We start from the raw sequence: 18,913 nt of genomic DNA on the forward strand, positions 1-18,913 counted from the left end.
AATTGAACGTTCTTGGAAAGCAAACGAAACGCTACGCGGCCACGGCTAGATTTGCCGACGGGTAGTTCGCGTTGAGTTCATAAGATTCTGCTTCCCAAATAACACATTTGATTGGATAAGTTTATCACCTTCGCCCGCTATCGCGGCGTTGTATCGCCACAAAAACCACATTTGGCAAAGAATTCAGTCCATACGAGGATACCAGCTACGGTAAAAGGCCCATTCTTCGGATTCCGAACCGTCTTTCATCAAGCAGGTTCCGTAGGCACCACGTCCACTTTCATGAACAATGGTTTGCCCGCCCATGCGCTGACAAAAAGTGGAAGCCAGATTGGCCTGCCCGACTGGTTTGGTGGCCGTTTGGGGGGAGCTGGCGCATGCCGACAACATCAAAGAACCTGCACAGGCAGAAACTAAGCGGAAAAACATGATTTCCTTCTCCTTGACCTGATGTTTGCTGATGCCTGACAAATCATTCGAGATGAAGATTGTCCAGGCCGCGTCTGCTGTTAGCGCAGGATTAAAACCCTCAAGCGCTGGTCGCGAAACAGATCGTGGAAGTAGCTTACTACACTTGTTTGATATGAAAAGTGTGCGAAGGCAAGCGTGCAGCAAAAGCAACACGTCAGGTAAAAGAAGCTGCTGAAATCAAGCGTAAATATCGGTGCTTTATTGCAAAGCACGACAAGGCTGGGTGTAGATCAAGAGCGATGCAGCCAAAAAGACAACAAAATAAAGCCCAAAATACCGCAGCCAGCCAGCATTAATACCATAGGTACATAATCGATCAGATTCGAGGCATTAATCATGGCGTACATCCCAAAGTCCCAACTAAAACAAGCTTGAGAGTATGGTAGCGGGCCACTTTCAGAACATGAAGTCAACGATTGTCAAGATCCGACACAGAGACAACACAAAGACTAGGATTAGGCTACACAAGCTTACTTTTACGGCAAAAAACTTCGCAAAAGTGCATAACATGCAACAAAAGGCCAGGAAAAGACGTTTTGTGCCTGCCCCTTATCCATTGAGCATTGTAAAAATGGCGTAAACCACAGGAACAGCCAAGGGGGTAATCATTAATAAAGCCGTATCTCGTTTCCACGTCTTGGGACGGGTATAACAGAGTGTGACGCCCAGCAGGACTGTCACCAGCAGATACAAGCCAATAATAATGATAGTGGCTGCCATATCCTCTCCCCTTTGTGATTTGTTTTGCTGTGCTTTTGGTATTTACAAAGTCAGGGCTTGCGCTGCGTCTTGTCCGAACATGGGCGGAAAGGTATTGGCCGCCCACTGTCCTAATCGTGCCGCCGCTGCCTGGCTGGCCAGCTTCAAGGCTTCTGTCGGTTCCAAACCCCGTTTCCAGGCCAGGGCAAAGCTGGATAGAAAGGCATCCCCTGCCCCCACCGTTGAGCACACCGCCACCTTGCACACAGGCTCCACATACTGCTGACCATTAAAAGCCAACACCGCCCCCTGCACACCCAAGGTGATCAACAAGGCTTGTTGAGGGTGATGCTGCAGACGCGCAGCCAGCTCGCACGCTTCCTGAATCGATAATTCCAGCTGAATATCGGCGTCCTGAACGCCTGCCAGCATTTGGGCCTCCACCGCATTCAAGCCCAGCACATCTGCGCGTGCGTAGACCTGCTTGAATCCCTGGCCTTGATGCTGCAAACACGCCACACTGGGATTTACCACCAGGCAGGCCGAGGTCTCCCTTCTTTCCGCCAAGGCCTGCGCCACGCTTTCCATAGGCTGCAAGGCCAAGGGAGCCACATAAATCAGGTCTGCTTGCAAGTCTTGAGCCTGGACACGCAGGCAGGCATTTGCCCCACGTCGTGCCAGCACCGAAGCACTGCCGGACGGCTCGACCAGGACGATGGCTTTACCGGTGGGCTGATCAGGACAGATCTGCATACTGCTGACGTCCACTCCCAACTGCTCGATATGTGAACGCAAACGCTCACCCAGGCCGTCTCGACCCAGCGCCCCCAGTAGCCGAACCGACTCGCCTTGCTCCATGAAGCTGGCTGTCGCATTAAGCGCCCCACCACCTGGATACAAGTCGATCGAGCCCACTTCCTGCTTGTCGCCACGCGCCAGCTCGGCTGGCATGCCTGAGACCACAATATCAACGGTAATACTGCCAATCGCTACAAGCTGCACCCTGAACCTCGGCCATGAAAAAAGAGAGCATGAATCTGCTTGGAGCAGTATACCCACGGGCGCAAGCAGATAGTCTATGGTGGAAAATCAGGGCTGGGCCAGTCGTGCAAAGTCGAACAAGCGCACACATCTTTTCAGCCTGTTTGGGGGCGCAGAATAATCCGACTAATGGTTGATGCAACAGACATCACAAAAATCTGGCTCAAGATAAAAAGACATGCTAAATTACTGTTCATCCATACAGCAAAAAGAAGCATCATGTCCTATACCATCACTTTGCACGACGCTCCTTCCGATATCACCGAACGCGGCCGCCGCGAGGCTGAGGAGCGTTTTCGCCGCAGCTTAGAAAAAGTCATGCAAGGCCCGGAGGCCGTGGTCCAGGCCTATCGAGCGTGGCAACTGGCCGAAGAGACGGCAGAGACGGAATTGTCCGGGGAAGACATTGCCCTGGCCAAAAAATGGATTGCCGCCGCCACACGCGCCATGAGTGATGGCTTTCGTGATCTGGGCGAGTCCGAAGCGTACTTTGAGGTCCGTATCGAACGCTAATATAAAAGCCAGCAAATAGCTGGCTTTTACGATCTGGCATCAGGACTTTGCCGAAGGGTGGTCACGGCGCATCAGCTCCCACTCCTCGATCACCGTGCCATCCGGCAAGGTGCACATGCCCACTTGCCCTGTTGGTGTGTTGACGATATCCAAACGCCCGCCCTTCTCCACGCAATAAGCCGAGGCCGGATTGGCAATACCTACGGGTGGCTGTGTCGAGGCTTGATTGGCGCAAGCAGACAAGACGCCGACCAGTCCCAGGATTCCCCATTTCTTCATCGTGTTCTCCGGATAAACTCTGTACTGCAGTGTACTGTGCACGGACTAGTTTTCAGGTTGATTTTTTGGTGCTGTCAAAGGATTGGAAATATTTTCCCAGTGCTGGCAGCGAACTGAACGGTGTTCACCGTGTGGAATGAACTTGCAATCCATACCAACCTCGGCTTTGCCATCCACAAAAGGAAAGGCAAAATCGTAACGGGCCGGAATCCAGATTTTCAATGATTGATCGTGAAAGCCCATTTTCCCTTTGGCGACGAAACGAGCCAGACCCTCTTCAAAATAATCAGGGCCGTTGTCGTAAATAAAGGGACGCAGAACTGCTTCGCCCCTTTCATTCACATAAACCCAGCCTTGTTCATCCTGTATCAGGCTTTGCCCTTGAGCGACGGGGACAAATACAGGCAGTAGCGCCAACATCAAAGCGAACAGGGTTGAAACAACCCGACGCCCGGATCCCAGTCCAGCAGCTTGCAACCCTGCATTTACCGTTGCTGTTGCTGTTGCTGTTGCTGTTGCTGTTGCCGCACCAGTATCCATGTACGAACCCATGCCATTGCTCATATCGCGTACAGTTTCCACCTTGGCCACCACACTAATACGATTACTGGCACCAAGCCCAGTCCCAGTCTTACAGCTTGCGCGCTTCAAACGAAATAATTCCGTCCGTGTCCTGCGGAGTCTTGCCGTACTGATACCCGCCGGAGATAACAATCTCGCCAAAACCCACTTGCTCCAGCGCCATGCGCAGTTCCTGAACACCCCACCAACGCAGCGAGAACTGTTCCAGCTGGGTTTCCAGCAAGACACCATGCTCCCACAACTCGTAGCGATGCATTTCACGGCTTACCTGAGCGCAATAGTCCTTGTCCAAGGCGGTGGCATTGAGAGTAATAAGCCCATGCGGAGCGGCCGACCAAGTCCGCATGCCTGGATGCACACTCAAAATCGCCGCCACCGGGTCCAGATCCAGCAACAGTCGCCCACCTGACTTCAGGCTGGCATGAAAACGGCTTAGCGCGGCCATGCCTTGCTCAAACGAATCCAGAAGCTGAAAAGAGCCAGCCGGCACCACAATCGCCTCCAAGGAGCGGTCTGCTGTGAAATCCGTAAAACCGGCCAGTTGAAGCTGTGTCGTCAAAGAGCGCAGCTCCAATTCACGGTGGCAATAATCCAGCATTTCCTGCGACAGATCGAAGCCGCTGATATCCAGCCCCGCCTGCAACAAGGGAATCAGAATGCGCCCTGTGCCTACTGCGGGTTCCAGAATGGGTCCGCTTGTGCCTTGCAAGCGCTCCAGGTAGTACTCCACATCCCCGAAAGAGCGTCCTACCGGCTTGTCCAGGTGATATACCAAAGAAGCCAGCTTGCCGTAGCGATTGTTCATCATTGTTCTACATCCTGCTATTTGTCTTACTCAACAGCCTGAACACGCATTTCGGCGCCTTCCACCGCCAAGACCACAACCGCAGCGCCCTGCTCCAGGTTTTGGGTCGCTGTGGCACTGTAATAACTATCGTTGAGCCGAATACGTCCACGGCCGTTCACAAAGCTTTCGCTGACCTGCGCGCGAGCCCCCACATAGGCGCTCAAGCCGGTATTCAAAATATCAGGCTGATTGGCCCGGCTGCGTCGTTGCCAACGTACACCAACGACCACCCACCCCAACATGGCCACGGCCAGAATCAGCCATTGCAACCAGGAGGGAGCATCCGGCCAGGCGGCGGCAAACAAGCCCACCGTCAAAGCCCCCAAACCCAGCCACAGCAGATAGACGCCAGAGATGACGACCTCGGCAGCGATCAGCACGACGCCAGACACCAGCCAGTACCAAAAGGAATCAAAAATGAATGACAAGATCAGCACCTCCAGCTATCCGCTTAGCCTTGTCCCAACTTGCTGCCGGTGGTCTTGAGCAGCTCGGTCACACCTGCCACCGCACCGGTAATGCCGCTGGCCTCCAAAGGCATCAGCACCAGCTTGCTATTGGGGCCCGTGCCCACATCACGCAAGGCTTCCACATACTTCAGGCCCACAAAGTATTGCAGGGCTTGTACATCACCGCTCTTGATGGCTTCGGACACTTCGCGGGTTGCACGGGCTTCGGCCTCGGCTTCACGCTCACGCGCTTCAGCACGCAAGATAGCGGATTGCTTTTCACCCTCCGCACGCAACACAGCCGCTTGCTTCTCCCCTTCGGCTTGCAGCACTTCGGCTTCTTTCTGGCCGCTGGCCTTGGTCACGGCAGCACGACGATGACGCTCAGCCGTCATCTGCAGGTTCATGGCTTCCTGCAACTCGGGAGCCATATTCAAATCACGGATTTCCACGCGGGTAACTTTCACCCCCCAAGGTGTCGTCGCTGCATCCACCGCTGCCAGCAGGCGATCGTTAATCACTTCGCGATTGGACAGCATGTGATCCAGTTCCATCGAACCCAGGACCGAACGCAGGTTGGTGGTGGTCAGGTTCACAATCGCCATTTCCAGGTGATCAATCTCATAGGCAGCCTGGGCAGCATTGTCGATGCGATAAAACACGACACCATCAGCCGTCACGGCCACGTTGTCGCGGGAAATCACATTTTGCGAGGGAACATCCAGCACGGATTCCATCATTTTGAGCTTGCGGCCCACGCGGTCCATAAAAGGGACCAGCAAGGACAAGCCCGGCGTCAGGGTGCGGGTGTAGCGACCAAAGCGCTCGACCGTCCATTGCTGGCCCTGAGGCACAACTTTGACCCCAGCCATCACCACGACCACAGCCAAGAACGCCAACATCACCACAAAAGTAAAGGAGCCACTCATGTCGTCACCATCTCCAAGAACACAACTAAAAAAGCGATTCTAGCCCAGCCTTAATGACAGATCTGCTAAAGCGGATGTTTGACCGCCCCATAGCCTATCCATGTCCCATTTGACCGGGCAGGAGCTAAAGAGAAATGCGGACAAGCTAGACGAAAGGGACGCAGCCGGAGAAAACCGTTGCGCCTTTAAGGACAGATAGAACCCGAAAAAACGAGCGGCTGACTCAATTCAAAATATCGTACAAACGGAAAATCCACAGCCCTTTATAGACTATCGTCAGCACCACCAAGGCCGCCTGATAGCGCTTGCTGGGCACCACCATGGCGATCAGACCCATGACAATGAACACGGCTTGCTGCAAGGGGTATTCCACACCCAGCGACAAGAAATACTCTTTTCCTTTAATGGCTGTATCGACCAGGTCCATAAGCTGAATCAGCACAAAAAAGCCGTAAAGCGAGCGCCGCCGGGTCTGGAAATAATCCTCGAAACCGCGGTATTCCTCCATATTGGACGGAAACAGCAAGGACGCCATGATGGCAAACACACAGGTATACAAAATCAGGAAAAAATACAGCTGAAAGGACCAGACCTGCACTTTCACCAGACTGAACTCATACCACCAAAAATGGATAATCGTCAGGAACAGATACAGCACCCACCCCAAGTGAATGGGATAGACACGCTTGGCTTTGGGGTGTTGGATGAATTCAGAGACGCCTACGATCAGTCTGGAAATGCTGATACCCAGCACCATGCCAATGATGATGCGTACGTGGACAAAATGCTCTGGATGGATCAACTCTGGCGGCACGCGCTGTCCTTGCAAAGTGGCTAATCCTGGCACACCTTAACAGAGTCATTGCAGGGCTCCAAGCGCGTAATTTCCCGCTAAGAGCCCTGATATTTGCGTGATTATCTTGCGTCCCTTCGTCAAAATCAATCTACTCTTTTGCCAAAGAGAGCGGTCAAGCCTTAATAACGCGGCGCAGGCGCGTATTGCCAATTGCCTTTGTCAGCAGGAAAAGGATTGGGCGACGGCACGGCAGCTTGAGCCGGAGTCACCGGGCGCACTTCGTAAAGCACCGTACCGATCACACCGATATTGCGTTTGTCACCCGCCAGAGTGTTCGCCGCGTAAGCCCGGTCCTTGCCCGAGAAACGGAAAGCGGCCACTTCATCAGCACTTTTACGAAAGCCCTCGATACGCAAGACGGCCCCGGCCTGCAAGAGATAGCCGTTATAGCTGCGGCTGCCCGGCTTGCCCGACAAGACATCCAGACCATCTACCGTGGTGATGATTTCATAAGGCGTAGCGCTGCGATTGGTATAGACCAGGACGTAACGTTCCCCTGCTTTACCCGCCAGCTGATAGTTTTTCTGCCCGATGCTGCTGAAAATTGTCAAAGGTGCGTCGCGCCCATCATGCACAGACAATTCCACCTTGCCTTGATCCAGCAAAATGCTGCGCTGGGCATCCAGATTTTGGCCCAAAGCCTGGCGAATACTGCGTTCATCGGAATAGGCTAATTGCAGCTCATCACGCAGAGGCTCGACGCGCTGAGCCTGAACCGAATAGGCCCGTGACTCACGCCCTTCTCCCCATTGCGTACCCAAAGTCGAGGCCGTTTGTGGGGCTGCCGCTGAGACCGCCTCACGCTGTGCCGATTGTTGAGGCACACTGCTGCAAGCTGATAGCAACAAGGCAGCGGCCAGCACGCTCCACCGTCCACGGTGCCGTGCGAATAATGTTGATTGAGACAGACTCATGCGCTTCCCCTTTTTGTCAGTACAAGTGCCATGACAAGCCCCTGTTGAGCGCGAGTATTCCTCATCTCTCTGCGTTTGTGACGTCAGCAAATTTCTAAATTGAAATTGCCTGTATCAGGAAAAATCAGTAAGGCAACAAACCAAGCCTCACAAAGAGGCCTACTATAAACGTCATTCCTCCTCACGAGCCGCAAGCATGGATATTCAGAACCTACCCTTTTGCACCGTTAACTGGTCCGACATTACTCCTACAGAACACAAAGGCGAAACAGGCATGGCCCTGTGGCGCACCCAGCAATTTGGCCCCATTCGCGTACGCATGGTGGAATACAGCCCCGGCTATCTGGCCGACCACTGGTGCGTAAAGGGCCATATGTTGCTGTGTCTGGAAGGCCGGCTGGATACCGAACTGGAAGACGGCCGCCGCTTCACCCTGGAACCGGGACAGTCTTACCATGTGGCTGACAATGCCGAGCCGCACCGTTCCTCCACCCAGACGGGCGCCAAACTCTACATCGTGGATTAAAGCCTGTTACGTAAAAACACCCTTTAGATGGTCGGAACTGGCTATCTAAAGGGTAAACAATCCCTCTGTGCTGACATTCATTTTTGTCATCTACGCCTCATAATTTGCCCCTCCCGCTTTTTAAAACAGCGATCGCCTCACTCCCCGTAACGGTGGCCCTCACCATGCCGCGTCCTGCATCTGCATAAGATCGCCAGGCAAGCTGCCCAATGCCCCGCTCTGCCTCTGCCTCTGCCTCTGCCTCTGCCTCTGCCTCTGCCTCTGCCTCTGCCTCTGCCTCTGCCTCTGCCTCTGCCTCTGCCTCTGCCTCTGCCACGTTCCTGGTACCGAACTGGCCCAGGACAGCAATGTTCACGCCAAGGTGGAAACGGAAGACGCTGCAGGCAACCCAGCGAGCGCTGAAGCCGACCGTGGCTACGGTGTGGATACTGATCTGCCCGAAGCTTCGATCACGATCGACACCATTGCCGGTGACGACGTGATCAACAAGGCTGAATCGGAAGGGGATGTCACTGTTACCGGTACCGTGGGTAAAGACGTCAAGGCTGGTGATACCGTCACTGTGACCGTGAACGGTAAGGACTACACGACCACCGTGAACGCTGATGGCAAGACCTGGAACGTGGACGTTCCTGGCTCTGAGCTGGCCCAGGATTCGAACGTACATGCCAAGGTCGAGACCGAAGATGCTGCGGGTAACCCTGCGAGCGCTGAAGCTGACCGCGGCTACGGTGTCGATACTGACCTGCCCGAAGCTTCGATCACCATCGACACCATTGCGGGTGACGACGTGATCAACAAGGCGGAGTCCGAGTCCACCATCACCATCACTGGTAAGGTTGGTCAGGACGTCAAGGCTGGCGACAAGGTCACTGTGACCGTGAACGGCAAGGATTACACCACCACGGTTAATACCGATGGCAAGACCTGGAACGTGAATGTTCCTGGCTCCGAGCTGGCTCTGGATGACAATGTCCACGCCAAGGTCGAGACCAAGGACGACGCCGGTAACAGCGCTAGTGCTGAAGCCGACCGCGACTACGGTGTGCAGACCACATTGCCTGAAGCCGAGATCACGTTGGATCCGATCGCCGGTGACGGTGTGCTGGATCACAATGAGGCTGGTGACGGCAAGGGTACGATTGATGTGACCGGTACGGTTGGCAAGGATGTACAGCCTGGCGATACCGTGACTCTGACTATCGGTGGCAAGGAATACACCGGTACTGTTGGCAATGATCTGACCTTCAAGATCCCAGTACCTGTACAGGATCTGTTGAAGAACGACACGGTTGACGCCAAAGTGACGACGACAGACTCGGCTGGCAACAGTGCGTCTGCCAACGACTCCGGCCCATACACGCTGGATGTGGATCAACTGATTGTTGATGGTAACGGTGGTGGCAATCCGAATGGTGGCGTGGGCGACGACGTCATTATTGGTGACCGCGGCGGTGTGCAAGAAAATATCGTTCACGGCCAGAGCTACAACATTGCCATCCTGGTTGACCGTTCCAACAGCATGAAGGAAGCCTCTGGTACGGACAATATGAACCGTATGCAGTTGCTCAAGGCTGCGCTGACGACCTTGGCTGAAAGCTTGGCCAACCATGAAGGCGGCACGGTGAACTTGAGCATTATTGGCTTTGGTACCAAGGCTGATACGCCTATGGTCTTCAAGGACCTGACTCATGCCGATTTGATCAATCTGCTCAATTCGATTGATACCTTGAACGGCTACAACTCCAGCTGGAACTCCAGCGTGGGTGGTACCAACTACGAAGCAGCCTTCAAGGCCGCTGAAGCATGGTTCAAGACTGGCGATGCACCTGCAGTCGACAAGTACGGCAACGCTTATGAAAACGTTACGTACTTCCTGACTGACGGTAACCCAACCCAGTACGGTACTGGCCAAGGTGCTGGTAGCGGTTACGACGCTACGGCTGATTCGCGTGGTAAGGCAGCCTACGACAGCCTGGTTACCTCTTCGGGTAGCAAGGTTTACGCCGTGGGTATTGGTAACGACGTCAGCGTGGATGTCCTGCGCAAATACGACAACACGGGTACTGAGGTTGTTGACGTTGTTCGTGGCACCAAGGACGTGACTGACTTTGAAAACGGCCGTCATGACGGTTGGAACAAGGTCGGCGGTAACGGCACAGTTGGAGTCAAGAACCAGGGTAGCACTTGGTATCCGGATAACCGATTGGAAATTACGGATACCTACAGCCGCAATGGCGATACCGCGACTACCGTTCGTGGCCCAGGTATGACCGTTGCTGCGGGCAGCTATGGCAAGTTGAGCTTCCACTATGCTGAAAGCGGCCGTAACAGTGCCGACGTCTTTAAGTGGCAACTGCAGAAGTACAACGAGAAGACAGGTAACTGGGAAGTTGTGCAGGAAGGTGGTCGTCCAGGTAGCTCCGGCACCATCACGACCAAGCCCGTGGGCGAAGGCCAATACCGCTTCGAGTTCCTGGTGGACGATCGTTCCAGCAGCAGTAACTACAAGGTCTACATTGATGACGTAACGCTGTTGTCCTCCGGCAATCCTCAAGATTGGACTGAGGTTAACAAGGTCGACATCGTCAACACCAAGGAAGACCTGGATGCAGCCTTGAAGGGTGGTTCGGTAACGAACGATCCAGCCCCCGTTGGTAATGACCACATCATTGGTGGTGACGGCAACGACATCATCTTTGGTGACACGATCAATACCGATGGCGATGTGTTGCCATGGCATGAAGTGGGTGGTCGTCCAGACAACCTGCCCGACGGCTCGGGCTTGAAGGCGCTGGAAGTGTTCTTGCAAATGAAGAACGGCGGTACTCCAGCAACAGGTAATGATCTGTACGAGTACATCAAGGAAAACCACGCTGACTTCAATGTTGACGGTGACAAGCGCGGTGGTAACGACATCCTTGATGGTGGTGCTGGTAACGACATCCTGTACGGCCAAGGTGGCAACGATATCCTGATCGGCGGTGCTGGCGACGACATCATGTTCGGCGGCGAGGGTGATGACACCTTCGTATGGAACAAGGGTGATGAAGGTACCAGCAGCAAACCGGCTGTGGATTACGTGATGGACTTTGGTGATTCGGGTACCGACACCTTGGATATCACTGATTTGCTGTCGGGCCACGACGTCAACGACGGTAATCTGAGCCAGTACCTGACGGTAGGCAGCTCGGATAACGGCAAGATGGAAATCGGTATCAGCTCTCAAGGTAATGGCCAGATCGATCAGAAGATCATTCTGGACAACATCGACTTTGACGCAGAGAAGGCAGCCCAGATCGCCAACTCGCTGAAAGACGGTACTTTGAAGTCTTCTGATTTCTAAGCTGTTCACCGGATAGGCACTATCTGCGGGTAGTGCCCAAGCCCCACAAGCCTTTTTGGGTTTGTGGGGTTTTTTTATGTCTGCAGCTTGTCGTCAGCGCCAATAGTGGGTGTTTGGCATTTGTGACTATGATCCTTGATGTGGCTGCAGGAAAGAGGGTGCATGCAGCAGAACGGCTGGCCAGGCTGAGCTGGTAGGTGTTGGCTCTGCGGTTTTGTAGATCAGCTGTTTCTTTTTGCTGGGGTGATTCGAGACCGTTTAACAGCCTGCTCTATATATAGAGGGTTCAGACGCTTTGTCGATTGCCAAGCGTTCACTAAATAGGCAAGCTATAACGCCGTTATAAGGGTTTGCTTATTTGGGATTGACGTGCTCTTGTCTCTTGCCTGGCTACGCCTTTTTCTTCGATCTAGGATTGCGCTGTTTGTGCTGGTCGCACTGCTGGTTGTGGTGTGGCTGCCCTTGTCGGCGCCTGCCTTGCAGTTCGAGGTCAGCAAGATTCGCCAGACCGCCGTTTCCCGCTTTGGCGCCCGTGCCGGGACTGCCGTGGATCGGTGGATGGCTAATCTGGAGTCCGCCCGTGGTTTAAGTGAGCGTCGTCAGCTGGATGCCGTCAATGATTTTTGGAATATGAATGTGATGGCTGGCGAGGACATTCATATTTGGGGCCAGCTGGACTATTGGGCCACGCCCATCGAGACTTTGGGCAAAGCGGCGGGTGACTGTGAGGACTTTGTTATCGGCAAGTATTTTTCCTTGTTGCACCTGGGTGTGCCCAATGAAAAACTGCGATTGATTTACGTGCGGGCTCAAGTAGGTGGGCAAAGCATTGCGCACATGGTTCTGGGCTACTATCCCACGCCCCAGGCCGAGCCTTTGCTGCTGGATAATTTAAGTGGCTCGATTCGCCCCGCCAGCCAGCGTCCTGATTTGACCCCTGTGTTCAGCTTCAATTCGCAAGGGGTGTATGTGGGTAATGCCCAGAAAGGTTCGGTGGACAGTATCAGCCGGTGGCGTGGTTTGCTGGAAAAAATGCGTAAGGAAGGTTTTGTTCCTTGATGATGTGCCGGTCCTTGGGCTAGAGCACCAAATGGAAACAGACTTCAGGACACCCTTGTCGGGTGGGCTAGACCAGAATTTATGGAATATACGGAAGCGCTATGTCTTTACTTAAACAGCTCCTGCTAAGTGTCTCGTGTGCGATTCTTGCTATCTTGATTGGCACGCTGTGGTTCAGCGTCGATTCGGCAAGGCAGTATTTGAGCAGTCAGTTGCAGGCTCAGGGTGAGTCGGCTGCGACTTCGCTGGCCTTGACCTTGTCCCAGCCCAGCAACCAGGACCCGGTGACGCAGGAGCTTTTGATTGCCGCCTTGTACGATACCGGGCAGTTTGAGCGTATCCGCTTTATTGACACCTCCGATACGGTCCTGGTGGAGCGTAGTGCTCAGCAAGAAACACAGATCAGCGGATCTTCGCCCGCGTGGTTCGCCAACTCTTTGCCGATTGATGTACCCGTGGCCTCGGCCCATGTCAGTAATGGCTGGAATCAGATTGGTACGATCGAAGTAAAACCTGCTGACGAGTACGCCCGCGCCAGTTTGTGGAAAAGTTTTGTGCGCGTCACTTTGTTGGTGCTGGGCGCCGGGGTTGCCTGGGGTGTGTTTGTATTGATGGTCATGGCCTGGTTGCGCCGGGCTTTGCGCGAACACGTCCAGTTCGAGCTGCAACAGATGGATCAAAGCGAGTCTGTACCCAGCCGCAAGAAAGTGCGCACGATCCCCGAGCTGGAAGCCGTCACACATACCTTAAGCACGGTGCAAAAACGTATTCGTGTTAGCAGCCAGGAGCAAAATGCCCGAATCGAGCAGTTACAGCTGGAGTTGAACTGCGATCCGGTCACGGGCCTGGCCAATCGCAAGTACTTCGTGAATATGTTCCGTCAGGTGCTGCAACAGGAAGAGGGCGGCCATGTGCTGTTATTCCGTCAGCGGGACTTGCTGCCATTGAATACCTCCCTGTCTCGTGACGCGGTGGATGCCTGGCTGAAGCTGGTGACTCAGCGTTGTACGGAGCTATTGCAGAAAAATGGCATGGACGCGGGCAATCTGGCGCGCTTGAATGGTTCTGATTTTATTGTGCTGCTCAAGGGCCAGACGGGTCCTCAAGTGATGGGCTTTGCCCAGGAACTGCGTACTGCCTTGCAGGAATTGCGCCAGCCTCTACCCGATGGCAGTTTGTGCCGCTGGTCCATGGCGATGACGAACTATGAAGGTCAGGACTCGCTCAGCGCCGTGATGACGCGTTTGGACAATGCCTTGATGCGCGCCGAAGGGGCAGGGCATCAGGAAGTGGAATACCGTCCGTCTGAAGGGGTTCACTCCGAGGCGAGCTCTTCCATTGGTGAGCAGGAATGGCATTCACGTATTGAGCGTGGTCTGGAGCAAGGCCGGATTGAATTGAGTGTGAAGCCGGGCGTTGAAGTCTGGGGGCAAGCGGGCCAGATTCACGATGCAACCCTGAATTTGTTGCCCGAGCAACCGGGACAGGCCAGTTTGCCTGCCTATTTGTTCATTCCGGTGGCGGTGCGTCTGGGTCTGTCGGGGCAGTGTGACTTGCGTACGATGGAGCTGGCAAGCGACTGGTTAGCCGATAACGAGGGCAGTTTGAGTGTCCGTGTCTCCTGGGCATCGGTGATCAAGCCTGGATTTGCAGATCAGGTGGCTGAGGTTCTGGCCAAGGCCGGTGACAAGACGCGGCGTCTGATTATTGAACTGGATGCTTATTGCCTGAGTGAGCACGATGTGGAAACGGTTGCTTTCGTGGATAAATTGCGGCCCTTGGGTGTGCAATTTGGTCTGCGTCGTGTTCTGGAGCAGCCCGAATCGATTCTGTGGTTGCACATGATGGCACTCAAATATATTGTCCTGGACGATGAGCGCGCCCAGACGCTGCAGGCCGAGGTGGGTGGCCGACACTTGCTGACAGCGTTCCTGCAGAGCCTGCAGGAATTGGGGATAGGTTTGCGCCGGGTAACCCGAGGCAGCAATAGTGCCCAGCTGGACGAGTTGTTGCGTGAAAACGCCGTCGTGCCAAGGCCTTAGCAAATAAATCCTTGTTTTTCTGGGGTTTATTTGCTAGTATATGTGGCTTACCTCTTTATTTTGACCGGAGAGGCTTAGTCGCCTATCCGGATTGAAGTTGGTAATACAACGTTTTGTCTCTCGCAAGATTTCAACCTAGGGTTCGGCTTGCCGGACCAGATCGAGATCGGGTTTACGGTATCGAACTGGCTGGATCCGAATCTGACGGGACCAAAACTGGTTGTGTGACCCAGTCATTTTGACTGGATCGTTGCAATTAAGTTGGAACAGGAAAAATCATGATTCAAATGCAGACCACGCTGGACGTGGCCGACAACACAGGTGCGCGTTCCGTAATGTGCATCAAGGTGCTGGGCGGCTCGAAGCGCCGTTATGCCGCAATTGGTGACATCATCAAAGTTACCGTTAAAGAAGCGGCCCCGCGCGGACGCGTCAAAAAAGGCGAAATCTACAACGCTGTAGTGGTTCGTACCGCTAAGGGCGTGCGCCGTAAAGACGGTTCGCTGATTCGTTTCGGTGGCAATGCCGCCGTATTGCTCAATGCCAAGCTGGAACCCATCGGCACCCGTATCTTCGGACCCGTTACGCGTGAACTGCGTACCGAGAAGTTCATGAAGATCGTGTCCTTGGCTCCCGAAGTGCTGTAAGGAGCGCGAAAAAATGCAAAAAATTCGTAAAGGCGACGAAGTTATTGTGCTGACCGGCCGTGATAAAAAACGCCGTGGCACAGTACTGCAACGCGTCGATGCAGACCACGTTATCGTGGAAGGCATCAACGTAGTCAAAAAACACGTTAAAGCCAATCCTATGGCTGGCACGCAGGGTGGTATCGTCGACAAGACCATGCCTATCCACATCTCGAACGTTGCACTGTTCAACCCGGAAACCGGCAAGGGCGACCGTGTTGGTATCCAGGTGATCGACGGTCAGAAGACGCGTGTTTATCGTTCCAGCGGCAAAGCCGTTGGCGCCAAGGCTTAAGGGGCGGATAACATGGCACGTTTACAAGAGTTCTACCGCGAAAAAGTGGTTGCCGATCTGCAAAAGCAGTTCGAGTACAAGAGCATTATGGAAGTACCCCGCATCACCAAGATCACTCTCAACATGGGTGTCTCGGAAGCGGTTGCTGACAAGAAGATTATCGAGAACGCGGTATCGGACATGACCAAAATTGCTGGTCAGAAGCCCGTTATCACGAAAACCCGCAAAGCTATTGCCGGTTTTAAGATTCGCGAAGATTACCCGATCGGTTGTATGGTGACCCTGCGCGGTCAACGCATGTACGAATTCCTGGATCGTCTGGTCGCTGTGGCTCTGCCACGCGTTCGTGACTTCCGTGGTGTGTCGGGTCGTGCGTTTGACGGCCGTGGCAACTACAACATGGGGGTTAAAGAGCAAATCATTTTCCCCGAAATCGAGTACGACAAAATCGACGCAGTGCGTGGTCTGAACATCAGCATCACTACTTCTGCCAAGACGGACGAAGAGGCCAAGGCGCTGCTTAGCGCGTTCAGCTTCCCGTTCCGCAACTAAGGGGCGCAACGTGGCTAAACTTTCCCTCATCAATCGCGACATCAAGCGCGCCAAGCTGGCTGAGAAATTCGCCGCCAAGCGTGCAGCACTGAAAGCGATCATTGACGACCAGTCCAAGTCTGACGAAGAGCGCTACGAAGCTCGTTTGCAGTTGCAACAATTGCCACGCAACGCGAACCCGACCCGTCAACGCAACCGCTGCGTTATCACCGGTCGCCCTCGTGGTGTTTTCAAGAAATTCGGTTTGACTCGCCATAAAGTGCGCGAAATGGCAATGCGCGGCGAGATCCCCGGTATGACCAAGGCCAGCTGGTAGGAGAAATACACATGAGCATGAGCGATCCAATCGCCGATATGTTGACCCGCGTGCGTAACGCGCAAATGGTCAACAAGACATCGGTCAGCATGCCCTCCTCGAAGCTGAAAGCAGCTATTGCTGCTGTGCTGAAAGACGAAGGCTACATCGAAGATTTCCGTATCGTTGGCGAAAAAGCCAAGCCAGAACTGGAAGTCACCCTGAAATACTATGCCGGCCAGCCAGTCATCGAGCGCATCGACCGCGTTTCGCGTCCTGGACTGCGCATCTACAAAGGCAGCACACACATCCCTCAAGTCATGAACGGCTTGGGTGTTGCTATCGTGTCCACGTCTCGCGGCGTGATGACCGATCGCAAAGCACGTGCAGCTGGCGTCGGTGGCGAAGTGCTGTGCTACGTGGCATAAGGAGAACATCATATGTCACGTATCGCTAAGTATCCCGTTTCCCTGCCTAAAGGCGTAGAAACGACCATTGCCGCTGATCAGATCACGGTCAAAGGCCCTCTGGGCACTTTGGTTCAAACTCTGACTGGCGACGTCACTATTGAACTTCAAGACGGTCAGCTGTCTTTTGTGCCTGCGAACGAAACTCGTCACGCAAACGCAATGTCCGGCACCGTGCGCCAACTGGTCAACAACATGGTTGTTGGCGTGAGCGCCGGTTTCGAACGCAAGCTGAGTCTGGTTGGCGTGGGCTTCCGTGCCTCCGTCCAGGGTAATGCCTTGAAGTTGCAACTGGGTTTCTCGCACGACATCGTGCACGACCTGCCTGAAGGCATCAAAGCCGAGTGCCCAACTCCGACGGAAGTCGTGATCAAGGGCTCGAACAAGCAGGTGGTTGGTCAGGTTGCCGCAGAAATTCGTGGCTATCGTCCACCAGAGCCTTACAAAGGCAAAGGTGTACGTTACGTCGGCGAACGCGTCATCCTCAAGGAAACCAAGAAGAAATAAGCCCGCAGGCAAGGACGAATCATGGACAAGAAACAATCCCGTATGCGTCGTGCAGTGGCTACTCGCCGCAAGATCGCCGAGCTGCGCGTACACCGCCTGTCGGTGCATCGCACGAATACGCATATTTACGCGAGCATCATCTCGCCCGAAGGCGACCGCGTTCTGGTCAGTGCTTCCACTGTCGAGACCGAAGTTCGCAAAGAATTGGCCGTTGGCAGCAACGTAGCGGCAGCCAGCCTGGTTGGCAAGCGCGTCGCCGAAAAGGCGAAGGCTGCGGGCATCGAGACGGTTGCTTTTGACCGCTCGGGCTTCCGTTACCATGGCCGCGTGAAAGCGCTGGCCGAGGCCGCGCGTGAAGCCGGCTTGAAATTCTAAAGGAATTATCAAATGGCTAAAGCACAAGGCAGACAGGCTCCAGAGCAAGAGCGCGATGACGGCCTGAAAGAAAAGATGATTGCGGTCAACCGCGTCAGCAAAGTCGTTAAAGGTGGTCGCACCATGAGCTTTGCTTCGCTGGCCGTGGTCGGTGATGGCGATGGTCGCATCGGCATGGGTAAGGGCAAGGCCCGCGAAGTACCCGTTGCTGTTCAGAAGGCAATGGAACAGGCCCGTCGTGGTCTGATCAAAGTGCCTCTGAAGAACGGCACCTTGCATCACACCGTAGTTGGTAAGCACGGTGCAGCCACCGTTCTGATCTCTCCCGCAGCTGAAGGTACTGGCGTTATCGCCGGTGGCCCAATGCGCGCTATCTTCGAAGTGATGGGCGTGCGCAACGTCGTAGCCAAGAGCCTGGGTTCCAGCAACCCATACAACATGGTTCGCGCTACATTGAACGGTTTGCGTGCTTGCTCGACACCTGCTGACATTGCTGCCAAGCGCGGCAAGACAGTTGAAGAAATTCTGGGGTAAGTCATGGCACAGAAACAAATCAAAGTTACGTTGGTGCGTTCGGTCATCGGCACAAAGCAAAGCCATCGCGACACCGTTCGCGGCCTGGGTCTGCGCCGAGTCAACACCAGCCGTGTATTGGTTGATACTCCTGAGGTTCGTGGGATGATCCGCAAGGTGGATTATCTGGTTACGGTCTCGGAAGCCTGAAAGGAATCGGGATGTCTGAATTGCAATTAAACAATCTCAAGCCCGCCGCTGGCGCCAAACACGCAGCACGTCGTGTTGGTCGCGGTGTCGGTTCCGGCTTGGGCAAAACCGGCGGACGTGGTCATAAAGGCCAGAAATCCCGCTCGGGTGGTTTTCATAAAGTCGGTTTCGAAGGCGGTCAAATGCCTTTGCAACGTCGTTTGCCCAAGCGTGGTTTCACCACCCTGGACGACCACCTGTACGCAGAAGTACGTCTGTCCGAACTGCAAAAAATGGATGCCGAAGTTATCGACGTCCAGGCACTGAAGCAGGCTGGCGTGGTTGGCCAAATGGTGCGTTACGCTAAAGTCATCAAGTCCGGTGAACTTTCCCGTAAAGTTGCGCTGAAAGGCATTAATGCAACGGCCGGCGCTCGCGCCGCGATCGAAGCAGCCGGCGGCTCGCTGGAATAAAAAGGGGT

Annotated in this window: 25 protein-coding genes; 15 read left to right on the forward strand and 10 right to left on the reverse strand. The window is 54.3% G+C overall.

From position 1 onward, the window contains the following. Positions 1–183 precede the first annotated feature (183 nt). From D0C27_RS04090 to D0C27_RS04095, 3 genes are all read right to left on the reverse strand, one after another. On the reverse strand, positions 184–429 hold the full coding sequence (locus D0C27_RS04090; protein WP_060185794.1) for a putative hemolysin: 246 nt from the start codon (positions 427–429) through the stop codon (positions 184–186). Between the two features lie 591 nt (positions 430–1,020). Beyond that, positions 1,021–1,191: a hypothetical protein gene (locus tag D0C27_RS19260; protein WP_021446650.1), complete on the reverse strand. Its 171-nt coding sequence runs from the start codon at positions 1,189–1,191 to the stop codon at positions 1,021–1,023. A 42-nt stretch (positions 1,192–1,233) separates the two neighbouring features. After that, on the reverse strand, positions 1,234–2,172 hold the full coding sequence (locus tag D0C27_RS04095) for a carbohydrate kinase family protein (RefSeq protein ID WP_137430481.1): 939 nt from the start codon (positions 2,170–2,172) through the stop codon (positions 1,234–1,236). A 258-nt stretch (positions 2,173–2,430) separates the two neighbouring features. Between D0C27_RS04095 and D0C27_RS04100 the strand changes: the two genes are divergently transcribed. Next, positions 2,431–2,724 (forward strand): hypothetical protein, encoded by a 294-nt coding sequence (locus D0C27_RS04100; protein WP_003800394.1) that lies wholly within the window; start codon positions 2,431–2,433, stop codon positions 2,722–2,724. 39 nt (positions 2,725–2,763) lie between these two features. Here the strand turns inward: D0C27_RS04100 and D0C27_RS04105 are convergent, their stop codons facing one another. From D0C27_RS04105 to D0C27_RS04135, 7 genes are all read right to left on the reverse strand, one after another. Beyond that, the gene (locus tag D0C27_RS04105; RefSeq protein ID WP_026482686.1) at positions 2,764–3,003 is read right to left on the reverse strand and encodes a putative hemolysin; all 240 of its coding nucleotides are present in this window, start codon (positions 3,001–3,003) and stop codon (positions 2,764–2,766) included. 45 nt (positions 3,004–3,048) lie between these two features. Continuing rightward, positions 3,049–3,585: a WG repeat-containing protein gene (locus D0C27_RS04110; RefSeq protein ID WP_240688307.1), complete on the reverse strand. Its 537-nt coding sequence runs from the start codon at positions 3,583–3,585 to the stop codon at positions 3,049–3,051. 49 nt (positions 3,586–3,634) lie between these two features. After that, positions 3,635–4,393 carry a class I SAM-dependent methyltransferase gene (locus tag D0C27_RS04115; protein WP_083053597.1) on the reverse strand — a complete coding sequence of 253 codons (759 nt, stop codon included), beginning with the start codon at positions 4,391–4,393 and terminating at the stop codon, positions 3,635–3,637. A gap of 23 nt (positions 4,394–4,416) precedes the next feature. Beyond that, positions 4,417–4,869: an NfeD family protein gene (locus tag D0C27_RS04120; protein WP_026482689.1), complete on the reverse strand. Its 453-nt coding sequence runs from the start codon at positions 4,867–4,869 to the stop codon at positions 4,417–4,419. Between the two features lie 14 nt (positions 4,870–4,883). After that, positions 4,884–5,810, reverse strand: a complete 927-nt coding sequence (locus D0C27_RS04125; RefSeq protein WP_009454414.1) for an SPFH domain-containing protein — start codon at positions 5,808–5,810, stop codon at positions 4,884–4,886. Between the two features lie 223 nt (positions 5,811–6,033). Next, positions 6,034–6,639, reverse strand: coding sequence for a hypothetical protein (locus tag D0C27_RS04130; RefSeq protein WP_021446654.1), 606 nt, complete (start codon positions 6,637–6,639; stop codon positions 6,034–6,036). Positions 6,640–6,785: 146 nt separating this feature from the next. Beyond that, entirely contained in the window at positions 6,786–7,580 is a 795-nt protein-coding gene (locus D0C27_RS04135) for a hypothetical protein (protein ID WP_170978543.1), read from the reverse strand. Between the two features lie 196 nt (positions 7,581–7,776). Here D0C27_RS04135 and D0C27_RS04140 point away from each other — a divergent pair, with 196 nt between their 5' ends. From D0C27_RS04140 to rplO, 14 genes are all read left to right on the forward strand, one after another. Next, the gene (locus D0C27_RS04140; protein WP_026482692.1) at positions 7,777–8,106 is read left to right on the forward strand and encodes a DHCW motif cupin fold protein; all 330 of its coding nucleotides are present in this window, start codon (positions 7,777–7,779) and stop codon (positions 8,104–8,106) included. 361 nt (positions 8,107–8,467) lie between these two features. Next, positions 8,468–11,452, forward strand: coding sequence for an Ig-like domain-containing protein (locus D0C27_RS04145; RefSeq protein WP_137430482.1), 2,985 nt, complete (start codon positions 8,468–8,470; stop codon positions 11,450–11,452). Positions 11,453–11,878: 426 nt separating this feature from the next. Continuing rightward, on the forward strand, positions 11,879–12,511 hold the full coding sequence (locus D0C27_RS04150) for a transglutaminase-like cysteine peptidase (RefSeq protein ID WP_035269590.1): 633 nt from the start codon (positions 11,879–11,881) through the stop codon (positions 12,509–12,511). Between the two features lie 101 nt (positions 12,512–12,612). Beyond that, a complete protein-coding gene (locus D0C27_RS04155) occupies positions 12,613–14,553 on the forward strand; it encodes a bifunctional diguanylate cyclase/phosphodiesterase (protein WP_083055044.1) in 1,941 nt (646 codons plus the stop codon). 278 nt (positions 14,554–14,831) lie between these two features. Beyond that, complete coding sequence (gene rplN, locus D0C27_RS04160; RefSeq protein ID WP_003805375.1) at positions 14,832–15,200, forward strand: 50S ribosomal protein L14; 369 nt, start codon at positions 14,832–14,834, stop codon at positions 15,198–15,200. Between the two features lie 13 nt (positions 15,201–15,213). Next, positions 15,214–15,534, forward strand: coding sequence for a 50S ribosomal protein L24 (gene rplX, locus D0C27_RS04165; RefSeq protein WP_003805373.1), 321 nt, complete (start codon positions 15,214–15,216; stop codon positions 15,532–15,534). A gap of 12 nt (positions 15,535–15,546) precedes the next feature. After that, a complete protein-coding gene (gene rplE / locus D0C27_RS04170; RefSeq protein ID WP_009459981.1) occupies positions 15,547–16,086 on the forward strand; it encodes a 50S ribosomal protein L5 in 540 nt (179 codons plus the stop codon). A gap of 10 nt (positions 16,087–16,096) precedes the next feature. Beyond that, complete coding sequence (gene rpsN / locus D0C27_RS04175; protein ID WP_003805371.1) at positions 16,097–16,402, forward strand: 30S ribosomal protein S14; 306 nt, start codon at positions 16,097–16,099, stop codon at positions 16,400–16,402. A gap of 11 nt (positions 16,403–16,413) precedes the next feature. Then, on the forward strand, positions 16,414–16,809 hold the full coding sequence (gene rpsH / locus D0C27_RS04180; RefSeq protein WP_009459979.1) for a 30S ribosomal protein S8: 396 nt from the start codon (positions 16,414–16,416) through the stop codon (positions 16,807–16,809). Positions 16,810–16,821: 12 nt separating this feature from the next. After that, on the forward strand, positions 16,822–17,355 hold the full coding sequence (gene rplF / locus D0C27_RS04185) for a 50S ribosomal protein L6 (RefSeq protein WP_009459978.1): 534 nt from the start codon (positions 16,822–16,824) through the stop codon (positions 17,353–17,355). 21 nt (positions 17,356–17,376) lie between these two features. After that, positions 17,377–17,730 carry a 50S ribosomal protein L18 gene (gene rplR / locus D0C27_RS04190; protein ID WP_009459977.1) on the forward strand — a complete coding sequence of 118 codons (354 nt, stop codon included), beginning with the start codon at positions 17,377–17,379 and terminating at the stop codon, positions 17,728–17,730. 12 nt (positions 17,731–17,742) lie between these two features. Beyond that, entirely contained in the window at positions 17,743–18,264 is a 522-nt protein-coding gene (gene rpsE / locus D0C27_RS04195; RefSeq protein ID WP_003805367.1) for a 30S ribosomal protein S5, read from the forward strand. Between the two features lie 3 nt (positions 18,265–18,267). Beyond that, on the forward strand, positions 18,268–18,453 hold the full coding sequence (gene rpmD, locus D0C27_RS04200) for a 50S ribosomal protein L30 (protein WP_003805366.1): 186 nt from the start codon (positions 18,268–18,270) through the stop codon (positions 18,451–18,453). Positions 18,454–18,464: 11 nt separating this feature from the next. Then, positions 18,465–18,905 (forward strand): 50S ribosomal protein L15, encoded by a 441-nt coding sequence (gene rplO / locus D0C27_RS04205; protein WP_022983333.1) that lies wholly within the window; start codon positions 18,465–18,467, stop codon positions 18,903–18,905. The last annotated feature ends 8 nt before the right edge of the window (positions 18,906–18,913 follow it).

The organism is Alcaligenes faecalis, assembly GCF_005311025.1.
GTDB classification, from domain to species: domain Bacteria; phylum Pseudomonadota; class Gammaproteobacteria; order Burkholderiales; family Burkholderiaceae_B; genus Alcaligenes; species Alcaligenes phenolicus.